An 11,596-nucleotide genomic window follows, 5' to 3' on the forward strand; every position below is an offset into this window, starting at 1 on the left:
TATGCCGCGTGACAGGCGCAAACGTAAAGGGGAGTGACAGAACGATGGGCGTTATCTGACTCTTATTATTCCCAAACGGCGGCGGGGCAACAGGCAGAAGCTACTCTACCGCGCAATTATACCATCCTGACGCAAAATGTGCTGAAAACATTTTTATTGCGCGCCTGGAAATAGCACCCGCGGCACCCAAAATCGCTCGGGCAGGCGGTAACCGCGTAATACTGACAGGTAGTCAAGATAATCGCGGCGGGGAATATCCACCGCGCCTAATGAGGCGGTATGATTGTTCAGTACCTGGCAGTCGATTAATTTACCACCACTCTGCGCAAAAGCCTGACAGAATACCAGCAGCGCGGTTTTGGAGGCATTTTCTGCCCGGCTGAACATCGATTCACCGCAAAACAGCGCCCCTTGCGCCACGCCGTACATTCCCCCCACCAGAGTATTCCCCTGCCAGACTTCAATGGAGTGGGCATGACCCAGCTCATGTAGCTGGTGATAAGCGCGAACGATACTGCTGGTTATCCAGGTCCCTTCGTCACGATCGCTGGCGCAGCCTTCAATGACCTCGCCAAAGGCATGATTCAGCGTGACGCGATAAGGCGAACGCTGATGAAAACGCTTCATGCTGCGGCTGAGATGAAACTGTTCCGGCCAGAGCACCGCCCGGGGATCGGGCGACCACCAGAGGATCGGGTCGCCAGGAGAAAACCAGGGGAAAATACCGCGCTGATAGGCCATCAGCAGACGCGCCGGGCTCAGATCGCCGCCAAGCGCCAGCAGGCCGTTAGGTTCACGCAGGGCGCCTTCCGGGGAAGGGAAGGCGATAGAATGCCGGGAGAGCTGAACCAGACGCATTTTAACCTCAATACGCATCAGCAAAAATTAGATAATAGCCTACAGACGCTGTTTAAACTGGAAGTACCGGCCCTGTTTAGCGAGCAAATCCGCGTGACTACCTTGCTCAATTATCTGGCCGTTGTCCATGACTATTATCTGATTAAAACGCGCCAGGCCCCGCAGGCGGTGCGTCACCATCAGCACGGTTTTCTCGCGCATTACTTCCGCCAGAAGATGCAGGATCTGGCTTTCGGTGGCCGCATCCAGACCTTCTGTCGGCTCATCGAGCAGCATCAGCGGCGCATCATGGAGCAGTGCGCGGGCAATGGCCAGCCGGCGCAGTTCGCCGCCGGATAGCTGGCGTCCGCCTTCCCCCAGCCAGCTGTTCAGTCCGCCATCTTCCAGCAGCTTTTCCAGCCCCACTTTCTCGAGGGTTACGCACAGCGCAGTATCGTCAGCGTCTGGCGCCGCCAGCAGCAGGTTGTCGCGCAGCGTAGCGCTGAACAGGTGCACGCGCTGCGGCACCACGCTCATTGCCTGACGCAGGCTGGCTTCGCTGAGCTGGGACAGCGGCTGGTCGTTGAGCAAAATCTCTCCCTGTGCCGGGTCCCAGGCGCGGGTGAGCAACTGCAACAGCGTTGACTTTCCACAGCCGGTTCGCCCAAGGATGGCGATATGCTCACCGGCGGTAATCTGCAGGGAGATATTCTCCAGGGCGGGGGAGGGCTGTTGCGGATAGCGGAAGGTAACCTGCCTGAAGGTTAAGGCCACCTGCGCAGGCACCCTGGCTTCACTTTCGACAAAGGTGACCTCCGGCTGCTGCTCGGTGATCTGCGAAATCCGCCGTGCGGAGGCGATCACCTGGCCTAAATGCTGGAAAGCGCCGGTCACCGGCGCCAGGGCTTCGAAGGCCGCCAGCGCGCAGAAAACAAACAGCGCGATCAATGCCCCTGGCTGGCTGTTACCCCCGATGCCAGCGGACGCCAGCCAGAGCATGGCCACCACGGCGATGCCGCCGATTAACAGCATTACCGCCTGCGAAAGCGCGGTCAGCTCGGCCTGACGGCGCTGCGCGTCCTGCCAGCTGAGCTCGGTCTTTTCCATTTGCGCGCGGTAGCGGTCGCTGGCGTTAAACACCATCAGCTCTGCCTGGCCCTGCAGCCAGGCAGTAAGCTGTTGGCGATACTGACCGCGCAGCTGCGTCATACTTTCGCCGGCCGGTTTACCCGCGCGATAGAACAGCGGCGGCATAACCAGCAGGGTGACCAGCATGATGCCGCCGAGCGTCAGCGCGAGAGTGACGTCGAGCAGGCTTAATCCGCAGGTGACCACCACAATCACCACCAGCGCGCCGACCAGCGGTGAAATCACCCGCAGGTAGAGATGATCCAGGGTATCGACGTCGGCCACCACCCGGTTGAGCAGTTCACCCTGGCGAAAGCGCGCCAGCCCCGCCGGAGAGAGGGGCAGCAGTTTGCTGAAGGTGAAGACGCGCAGGTGCTGCAGCACGCGGAAGGTCGCGTCATGGCTAACCAGACGCTCAAAGTAGCGTCCGGCGGTACGGATAATCGCCGCGCCGCGGACGCCCGCGGCAGGCAGCATATAGTTAAAACTGTAGATCCCGGCGACACCCACCACCGCTGAGGCGGAGAGGAACCAGCCGGAGAGCGTCAGCAGGCCGATGCTGGCCAGCAGGGTCACGATGGCTAGCACGACGCCGAGCAGCAGCATCCATTTATGGCGTTTATAAAGCGCCAGATAGGGTAAAAGTGCGCGCATTTAAATCTCCTCCCGACGATGGGCCAGCAGCGCCGAGAAGGCCCCACTGGCGCGGGCCAGCGTGGCGTAGTCGCCTTGCTCGATAATCTGTCCGTCCTGCATGACCCAGACGGCATCCCAGTCAGCCAGTCCCTCGAGCTGGTGGGTAACCAGCAGCGTGGTTTGCTCGGTGGAGGCATGGGTCAGGGCCTGCATCACCCGTTGTTCGCTATGGGCGTCGAGGCTGGCGGCGGGTTCATCCAGCAACAGCAGGCGGCAGGGCACCAACAGCGCGCGAGCAACCGCGATACGCTGCGCCTGACCTACCGACAGACGACCCGCCTGATCGCCCACGGCGGTATGGATCCCGTCCGGCAACAGGGCGATAAACTCACTGACCCAGGCTTTATCCAGCGCCAGCCGAAGCTGGGCATCGCTGGCTTCCGGCCACGCCAGCAGCACATTCTCCCGTAGCGTGGCGGCAGGTAGCTGGGGATTCTGTCCCACCCAGCTTAACAGGCGGCGCCAGCGTTCGGTGTCCAGTTCGCGCAACTCCGCGCCGTTGACCTTCAACGAGCCCTCGTAGGGCAAAAAGCCGAGCAGTGTGTTCAGCAGCGAACTTTTTCCGGAGCCGCTCTGACCCACCAGCACAACGCGTGCGCCAGCAGGCAGTGAAAAGTTAAGCGGCCCGGCCAGGACTTTACCTTCCGGAGACTTGATCACCAGGTCGCGCGCTTCCACGCCAATCAGATCGCTATCATTTAAGGTTTTTTCGCCGCGCTCCAGCTGGGTCAATGGGGTTTCCATAAACGTTTTCAGGCTGTCTGCGGCGCCCACGGCCTGGGCTTTGGCATGGTAGAAGGTGCCCAGGTCACGTAACGGCTGGAAAAATTCCGGCGCGAGGATCAGCGTCAGGAAGCCTGCCATCAGCGTGACGCCCGCGCCATAGTGGCCGAAGTTCAGCTCGCCAAGGTAAGAGAAGCCAAAATAGACCGCCACCAGCGCAATGGAGAGGGAGGTGAAAAACTCCAGCACCCCGGAGGAGAGGAAGGCCAGACGCAGGACTTCCATGGTGCGTTGGCGAAAATCCTGCGAGGCGTCGCGAATATTATCGATTTCTGCCTGACCGCGGTGAAAAATACGCAGGGTTTCCATGCCGCGCAGGCGGTCGAGGAAATGGCCGCTGAGGCGGGCCAGCGCCTGGAAGTTACGCCGGTTGGCATCGGCGGCGCCCATCCCGACCAGCGCCATGAAAAGCGGGATCAGCGGGGCGGTGCCGAGGAGGATCAACGCGGCGGCCCAGTTAATCGGGAAAATAGTGATAACGATCAGCAGCGGTACGCAGGCCGCCAGCGTCATCTGGGGCAGGTATCGCGCATAGTAATCGTGCATATCATCGATCTGCTCAAGGATAAGCGTTGCCCAACTGCCGGCCGGTTTGCCCTGGATCCAGGCCGGGCCCGCCTGCTGGAGGCGGTCAAGAACCTGGCGGCGAATTTCATAGCGGATATGCTGCCCGGCCTGAAAGCCGACCCGCTCACGCAACCAGACCACCCAGGCGCGCAGCACAAAGACCAGTACCAGCAGCGTCAGCGGCAGCAGCAGGGCGGTTGCCGGAATATTTTCCATCACCATCCGGTGCAGGATCCGCGCCAGGAACCAGGCCTGCGCCACGATCAGCAGACCGCTTGCCACGCCAAGCAGGCGGGAAATCATCAACCAGCGACGGGAGATAATACTTTGCTGTTTTAACCAGCGGGTTAACTCTTGTTGACGGGTTTTATTCATTGCGCGCTTTGCAGGTATCGTTGTGGGAATATTGGGCACGGCAATGTTACATCGCGGCAAAAATAAAGGCGACTTTTCGTCGCCTTCTTTACCTTTGTTACTGACTTGTAAAGATTATTTGCAAGCGTCGGCCAAACCGTCCAGGTAACGCTCTGCGTCCAGCGCCGCCATGCAGCCGGTGCCGGCGGAGGTGATCGCCTGACGATAGATATGGTCCATGACATCGCCAGCGGCAAATACGCCCGGGATACTGGTTTGCGTGGCGTTGCCGTGGATCCCGGACTGCACTTTGATATAGCCGTTTTCCAGTTCCAGCTGACCTTCAAAGATGGCGGTGTTCGGGCTGTGGCCGATGGCGACGAACAGGCCTGCCACTTCCAGAGACTCAACGTTGTCGCTGTTTTTGGTATCACGCAGGCGCAGGCCACTGACGCCCATCTGGTCGCCGGTCACCTCTTCGAGGGTGCGGTCGGTATGCAGCACAATGTTGCCGCTCGCCACTTTATCCATCAGACGCTTGATGAGGATTTTTTCCGCGCGGAAGGCGTCGCGACGGTGGATCAGATGCACCTCAGAGGCGATATTGGACAGATACAGGGCCTCTTCAACCGCCGTGTTACCGCCGCCGATCACCGCCACTTTCTGGTTACGATAGAAGAATCCGTCACAGGTGGCGCAAGCTGAAACGCCACGGCCTTTAAACGCCTCTTCCGATGGCAGACCGAGGTAGCGCGCCGATGCGCCGGTGGCAATGATCAGCGCATCACAGGTGTACTCACCGCTATCGCCTGTCAGACGGAACGGACGGTTTTGCAGATCGACGCGGCTGATATGGTCGAAAATAATTTCCGTTTCAAATTTCGCGGCATGCTCGTGCATGCGCTCCATCAACAGAGGACCGGTGAGATCGTTAGGATCGCCTGGCCAGTTTTCCACTTCCGTCGTGGTGGTCAGCTGACCGCCTTTTTCCATCCCGGTGATCAGCACCGGCTGCAGATTGGCGCGTGCGGCATAGACCGCCGCGGTGTATCCCGCAGGTCCAGAACCAAGGATAAGCAGTTTACTGTGTTTGGCTGTGCCCATGAGATCCCCATATTAATTGGCATACATTGGCCAGAGATTGTAGGGAATTTGTTGTCGTAAAAAAAGAGCACAGCGATTTTGTTAACGATGTGTGCAATAGAAACCGCCGATGAATTGGCGATTTTACCGGCAAAGAATATAACTATTTCTACTGTCAGCGGGACAATTATAAGACGAAAAAATGAGAATCAACCAGGGGGGATGATGAATATCTGGCATCTTGTACTAAAAATCGATGTTTTGCTTTGACAATCCCCTGTGCTTTTGCGAAAACATTCATGGAAGAAGAAAAGCAGTATTTAGCGTGCGGCGAATTTTCATGCACGCAAATGCCATTTTTATCCGGGTTAACGAAATCTACGCATGGTGTGGACAGACGCCATGCGTGATGTCGGTGACTGCCGTCAGGCAACGGGCTTCTCACGTACCCCTGGGTTACCCATTGTCGTACGGGTAATAACAGGATGGGCTCTGGCAGTGAAGGAACAGAGCCGGAACAGGAGTAGGGAAGGAATACAGAGAGACAATAATAATGGTAGATAGCAAGAAGCGCCCTGGCAAAGATCTCGACCGCATTGATCGTAACATCCTGAATGAATTGCAAAAAGATGGTCGAATTTCTAACGTCGAGCTTTCTAAACGGGTGGGACTTTCTCCGACGCCTTGCCTTGAGCGCGTGCGTCGTCTTGAAAGACAGGGTTTTATTCAGGGCTATACGGCGCTGCTCAACCCGCATTATCTGGATGCATCACTTCTGGTATTTGTTGAGATTACTCTGAATCGTGGCGCGCCGGATGTGTTTGAGCAATTTAACGCCGCAGTGCAAAAACTTGAAGAAATTCAAGAGTGTCATCTGGTTTCCGGTGATTTCGACTATCTGTTGAAAACCCGCGTACCGGATATGTCAGCGTATCGTAAATTACTGGGCGAGACCTTGCTGCGCCTGCCGGGCGTAAACGACACCCGTACCTACGTGGTGATGGAAGAAGTCAAGCAAAGTAATCGTCTGGTTATTAAGACGCGCTAACACGGAACAGGTGCAAAATCGACGTGGTTTGATTACACTCCTGTTAATCCATACAGCAACAGTGCCGGGGAGACCCGGCGCTGTTGTCCGTTTTAGCAGCAGGCAGGAAACAGCCTGATACCTGGAGAGCCTTTCTTGAGCCAGGAATACACCGAAGACAAAGAAGTCAAACTAACCAAACTCAGCAGCGGGCGCCGACTCCTTGAGGCGATGCTCATCCTTTGCTCCCTCTTCGCCATCTGGCTGATGGCGGCACTACTGAGCTTTAACCCCTCGGATCCAAGCTGGTCGCAGACGGCATGGCATGAGCCTATTCATAATTTAGGCGGCGCCCCCGGTGCGTGGCTTGCCGATACCCTCTTTTTCATTTTTGGCGTCATGGCCTACACCATCCCGGTGATCATCATCGGTGGATGCTGGTTTGCCTGGCGGCATCAGGAAAACGACGAATACATTGATTATTTCGCCGTTTCCCTGCGCCTCATTGGCGCGTTAGCCCTGATCCTGACCTCCTGTGGTCTGGCAGCTATTAACGCCGATGATATCTGGTACTTCGCCTCGGGCGGAGTGATCGGCAGCCTGCTGAGTACCACGCTGCAACCGCTGCTGCACAGCAGCGGCGGCACTATTGCCCTGTTGTGCATCTGGGCGGCCGGTCTGACGTTGTTCACCGGCTGGTCGTGGGTCAGCATTGCGGAAAAATTGGGCGGTGGCATCCTGTCGGTGCTGACCTTTGCCAGCAACCGTACCCGTCGGGATGATACCTGGGTCGATGAAGGCGAATACGAAGATGACGATGAAGAGTACGACGATGAAGACGAAGCGGCAAACCCGCAGGAGTCGCGTCGTGCCCGTATCTTACGCAGCGCGCTGGCGCGGCGTAAGCGTCTGGCCGAGAAGTTTACCAACCCCATGGGACGTAAAACAGACGCGGCGCTTTTCTCCGGCAAACGGATGGATGACGGGGAAGAGGCGGTGCAATACAGCGCCAGCGGTGCGCCTGTCGCCGCCGACGATGTCCTGTTTTCCGGCGCCAGCGCCGCGCGTCCCGCAGAGGATGATGTGTTGTTCTCCGGTGCCAGCGCCGCGCGCCCTGGAGATTTCGACCCTTACGATCCGTTGCTGAATGGTCATAGTATCGCTGAGCCCGTGGTCGCAGCGGCGGCGGCCACTGCCGCGCCACAGGCGTGGGCTGAATCCGCGGCTGGCCATCAGGGCGTTGCGCCTGCTTATCAGCCGGAAGCTGGTTACCCGCCGCAGGCGTACCAGCCAGAACCGGCACCGTATCAGCAGCCGACTTACGATCCACACGCCGGTCAGCCGACGCCACAGGCGTACCAGCCTGAGCCGGCACCGTATCAGCAGCCTGCTTATGCTCCTCATGCCGGTCAGGCGGCGCCGCAGGCGTATCAGCCAGAGCCCGCGCCGTATCAGCAGCCGGCTTACGATCCGCATGCCGGACATCCTGCGCCGCAGGCGTATCAGCCAGAGCCCGCGCCGTATCAGCAGCCGGCATACGATCCGTATGGCGGGCAACCTGCGCCGCAGGCGTATCAGCCAGAGCCGGCGCCGTATCAGCAGCCGGCATACGATCCGTATGGCGGGCAACCTGCTCCGCAGGCGTATCAGCCAGAGCCGGCGCCGTATCAACAGCCTGCTTATGCTCCTCATGCCGGTCAGCCAGCGCCGCAGGCGTATCAGCCAGAGCCGGCACCGTATCAGCAGCCGACTTACGATCCGCATGGCGGTCAACCTGCACCGCAGGCGTATCAGCCTGAGCCAGCAGCGTATCAGCCGCAAAGCACGCCAGTTCCGTCACCAGAGCCAGAACCAGAGGTTGCGCCGGAAGAGGTGAAACGTCCACCGCTCTATTACTTCGAAGAAGTCGAAGAGAAGCGGGCACGTGAACGTGAGCTGCTGGCCTCCTGGTATCAGCCTATTCCGGAGCCGGAAAGCCCGATCGCCACTAAACCGCTGACGCCGCCAGCCACCCCGTCCAAACCGCCAGTGGAGACAACGGTGGTCTCTGCGGTCGCGGCAGGGGTGCATCAGGCAACGGCCGCCAGCGGCGGCGCGGCGGCGGCAACGTCGGCGACTGCCGCATCCGCTGCGGCTGCGCCATTGTTCAGCCCGGCGTCCAGCGGACCGCGGGTTCAGGTGAAAGAAGGCATCGGTCCGAAATTACCGCGACCAAATCGCGTTCGTGTCCCGACGCGTCGGGAGCTGGCCTCATACGGCATCAAGCTACCGTCGCAACGGGAGGCTGAACAGCGTGCGCGGCAGGCGGAACGCGATCCTCATTATGACGATGAGCTGCTCTCTGATGAAGAAGCCGACGTTCTGGAGCAGGATGAACTGGCCCGCCAGTTCGCCGCCACCCAGCAGCAGCGCTATGGTCATCGCTGGGAAGACGATAACGCGACTGATGACGATGACGCCGACACTGCGGCGGAAGCGGAGCTGGCGCGTCAGTTTGCTGCCACTCAGCAGCAGCGCTACGCCGCTGAGCAGCCGCCGGGTGCGAACCCGTTCTCGCCGGCGGATTATGAATTTTCACCAATGAAGACGCTGGTCAATGACGGACCGAGCGAGCCGCTGTTTACGCCGACACCGGAAGTCCAGCCGCAGCAACCGGCCCCGCACTATCAACAACCGGCGGCGGCTCCGCAGCAGGGTTATCAAGCTGCGGAGCATCAGCCTGTACACCATCAGCCAGTGCCGCCTCAGCCGCAGTCTTACCAGACTGCGCCGCAGCCAGTGCAGCAGCAACAACCGGTTGCCCCGCAGGGGTATCAGCCTGCTGCGCCTGCGCCGCAGGAGAGCTTGATCCACCCGCTGCTGATGCGTAATGGCGATAGCCGTCCGCTGCAAAGACCGACCACGCCGCTGCCGTCGCTGGATCTGTTAACGCCGCCGCCCAGTGAAGTCGAACCGGTGGATACCTTTGCTTTAGAGCAGATGGCGCGACTGGTAGAAGCACGTCTGGCCGATTTCCGTATCAAAGCGGATGTCATCAACTACTCGCCAGGCCCGGTGATCACCCGCTTTGAGCTCAATCTGGCGCCAGGTGTTAAAGCGGCGCGGATCTCGAATCTGTCACGGGACCTGGCGCGTTCGCTGTCAACGGTTGCTGTGCGCGTGGTAGAAGTGATCCCGGGCAAGCCGTATGTCGGCCTGGAATTACCGAACAAAAAGCGTCAGACCGTCTATCTGCGTGAAGTGCTCGACAATACCAAGTTCCGCGATAATCCGTCGCCGCTGACCGTGGTGCTGGGTAAAGACATCGCTGGCGACCCGGTGGTGGCCGACCTGGCGAAAATGCCGCACCTGCTGGTTGCCGGTACCACCGGTTCCGGTAAGTCAGTCGGTGTGAACGCCATGATCCTCAGCATGCTCTACAAAGCGCAGCCGGAAGATGTGCGTTTCATTATGATCGACCCGAAAATGCTCGAGCTGTCGGTCTACGAAGGTATTCCGCATCTGCTGACGGAAGTGGTCACTGACATGAAAGACGCCGCCAATGCGCTGCGCTGGAGCGTCAACGAGATGGAGCGTCGCTACAAGCTGATGTCAGCGCTGGGCGTGCGTAACCTGGCGGGCTATAACGAGAAGATCGCTGAAGCTGCACGCATGGGGCGGCCGATCCCGGATCCGTACTGGAAGCCGGGCGACAGCATGGATGCCGTGCATCCGGTGCTGGAAAAACTGCCGTACATCGTGGTGCTGGTGGACGAGTTCGCCGACCTGATGATGACCGTGGGCAAGAAGGTGGAAGAGCTGATTGCCCGTCTGGCGCAAAAAGCGCGTGCGGCGGGGATCCATCTGGTGCTGGCGACGCAGCGTCCGTCAGTGGATGTCATTACCGGCCTGATTAAGGCCAACATCCCGACGCGCATCGCCTTTACCGTATCGAGTAAAATCGACTCGCGTACCATTCTCGATCAGGGCGGCGCGGAATCGCTGCTGGGTATGGGGGATATGCTCTACTCCGGGCCGAACTCTACCACGCCGGTGCGTGTCCACGGGGCGTTTGTGCGCGACCAGGAAGTCCACGCCGTGGTTCAGGACTGGAAAGCCCGTGGTCGTCCGCAGTACGTGGATGGCATTACCTCCGACAGCGAAAGTGAAGGCGGCGGTGGTGGCTTAGACGGCGGCGAAGAGCTGGATCCACTGTTCGATCAGGCGGTCAACTTTGTGACTGAGAAGCGCAAAGCATCGATTTCCGGCGTACAGCGTCAGTTCCGCATTGGGTATAACCGTGCAGCGCGCATTATTGAACAGATGGAAGCGCAGGGGATCGTCAGCGAGCAGGGCCATAACGGTAACCGCGAAGTGCTGGCACCGCCGCCCTTTGAATGAGTGCAAAGTTGGGTAAATAAGCGCAAAATCAGCCAATTCTTCTGTTCCGCCGCCATCAGCGGTCCTACATTAGGGGCAGAAGAGGCTCCCGCGTCGGGAGTGACGCACATTAAGGAATAACAATGAAAAAACTCGCAATCACCTGTGCATTACTGTCTGGTATGGTCGTCAGCCAGGTCTGGGCAGATGCGGCCAGTGACTTAAAAAGCCGTCTTGATAAAGTGAGCAGTTTCCATGCCAGCTTCACGCAGAAAGTCACCGACGGCAGCGGTAACGCCGTCCAGGACGGTCAGGGCGACCTGTGGGTAAAACGTCCGAACCTGTTTAACTGGCATATGACCCAGCCGGACGAGAGCGTCCTCGTCTCTGACGGTAAAACACTGTGGTTTTACAACCCGTTCGTTGAGCAGGCCACGGCGACCTGGCTGAAAGATGCTACCAGCAACACGCCGTTTATGCTGATTGCCCGCAACCAGTCCAGCGACTGGCAGCAGTACAATATCAAACAAAACGGCGATGATTTTGTGCTGACGCCGAAAAGTGGCAGCGGTAACCTGAAGCAGTTCACGATCAACGTCGGTCGGGATGGCACCATCCACCAGTTCAGCGCCGTCGAGCAGGATGATCAGCGCAGCAGTTATCAGCTGAAGTCGCAGCAGAATGGCGCAATCGACGCATCTAAGTTCACCTTTACGCCGCCGAAAGGGGTGACGGTGGACGATCAACGTAAGTAGAGGCGAA

General features: G+C 58.9%; 7 protein-coding genes. 3 read left to right on the plus strand and 4 right to left on the minus strand.

The window, feature by feature from the left end:
• Positions 1 to 153 precede the first annotated feature (153 nt).
• The 4 genes from aat to trxB all read right to left on the minus strand — a co-directional run bounded on the left by aat (position 154) and on the right by trxB (position 5,469).
• The gene (aat, locus tag CWM54_RS00825) at positions 154 to 858 is read right to left on the minus strand and encodes a leucyl/phenylalanyl-tRNA--protein transferase (protein ID WP_061155195.1); all 705 of its coding nucleotides are present in this window, start codon (positions 856 to 858) and stop codon (positions 154 to 156) included.
• A gap of 39 nt (positions 859 to 897) precedes the next feature.
• A complete protein-coding gene (cydC, locus tag CWM54_RS00830; RefSeq protein WP_100681552.1) occupies positions 898 to 2,619 on the minus strand; it encodes a heme ABC transporter ATP-binding protein/permease CydC in 1,722 nt (573 codons plus the stop codon).
• Complete coding sequence (gene cydD, locus CWM54_RS00835; RefSeq protein ID WP_100695660.1) at positions 2,620 to 4,386, minus strand: heme ABC transporter permease/ATP-binding protein CydD; 1,767 nt, start codon at positions 4,384 to 4,386, stop codon at positions 2,620 to 2,622. It abuts the gene before it with no gap.
• A 114-nt stretch (positions 4,387 to 4,500) separates the two neighbouring features.
• A complete protein-coding gene (trxB, locus tag CWM54_RS00840) occupies positions 4,501 to 5,469 on the minus strand; it encodes a thioredoxin-disulfide reductase (RefSeq protein WP_012542328.1) in 969 nt (322 codons plus the stop codon).
• Between the two features lie 532 nt (positions 5,470 to 6,001).
• Here trxB and lrp point away from each other — a divergent pair.
• From lrp to lolA, 3 genes are all read left to right on the plus strand, one after another.
• Entirely contained in the window at positions 6,002 to 6,496 is a 495-nt protein-coding gene (gene lrp, locus CWM54_RS00845; RefSeq protein WP_000228469.1) for a leucine-responsive transcriptional regulator Lrp, read from the plus strand.
• Positions 6,497 to 6,631: 135 nt separating this feature from the next.
• Positions 6,632 to 10,855 (plus strand): DNA translocase FtsK, encoded by a 4,224-nt coding sequence (gene ftsK / locus CWM54_RS00850; RefSeq protein WP_100695662.1) that lies wholly within the window; start codon positions 6,632 to 6,634, stop codon positions 10,853 to 10,855.
• A gap of 122 nt (positions 10,856 to 10,977) precedes the next feature.
• On the plus strand, positions 10,978 to 11,589 hold the full coding sequence (lolA, locus tag CWM54_RS00855) for an outer membrane lipoprotein chaperone LolA (protein ID WP_061155191.1): 612 nt from the start codon (positions 10,978 to 10,980) through the stop codon (positions 11,587 to 11,589).
• The last annotated feature ends 7 nt before the right edge of the window (positions 11,590 to 11,596 follow it).

Source organism: Klebsiella sp. D-Nf1 (assembly GCF_002810515.1).
In the GTDB taxonomy this organism is placed as follows: Bacteria; Pseudomonadota; Gammaproteobacteria; order Enterobacterales; family Enterobacteriaceae; genus Klebsiella; species Klebsiella variicola.

Excerpts from the sequence above, each read along its gene's own strand:
- aat (WP_061155195.1), bottom strand. The coding sequence starts at position 858 with ATGCGTCTGGTTCAGCTCTCCCGGCATTCTATCGCCTTCCCTTCCCCG.
- cydC (WP_100681552.1), bottom strand. The coding sequence starts at position 2,619 with ATGCGCGCACTTTTACCCTATCTGGCGCTTTATAAACGCCATAAATGG.
- cydD (WP_100695660.1), bottom strand. The coding sequence starts at position 4,386 with ATGAATAAAACCCGTCAACAAGAGTTAACCCGCTGGTTAAAACAGCAA.
- trxB (WP_012542328.1), bottom strand. The coding sequence starts at position 5,469 with ATGGGCACAGCCAAACACAGTAAACTGCTTATCCTTGGTTCTGGACCT.
- lrp (WP_000228469.1), top strand. The coding sequence starts at position 6,002 with ATGGTAGATAGCAAGAAGCGCCCTGGCAAAGATCTCGACCGCATTGAT.
- lolA (WP_061155191.1), top strand. The coding sequence starts at position 10,978 with ATGAAAAAACTCGCAATCACCTGTGCATTACTGTCTGGTATGGTCGTC.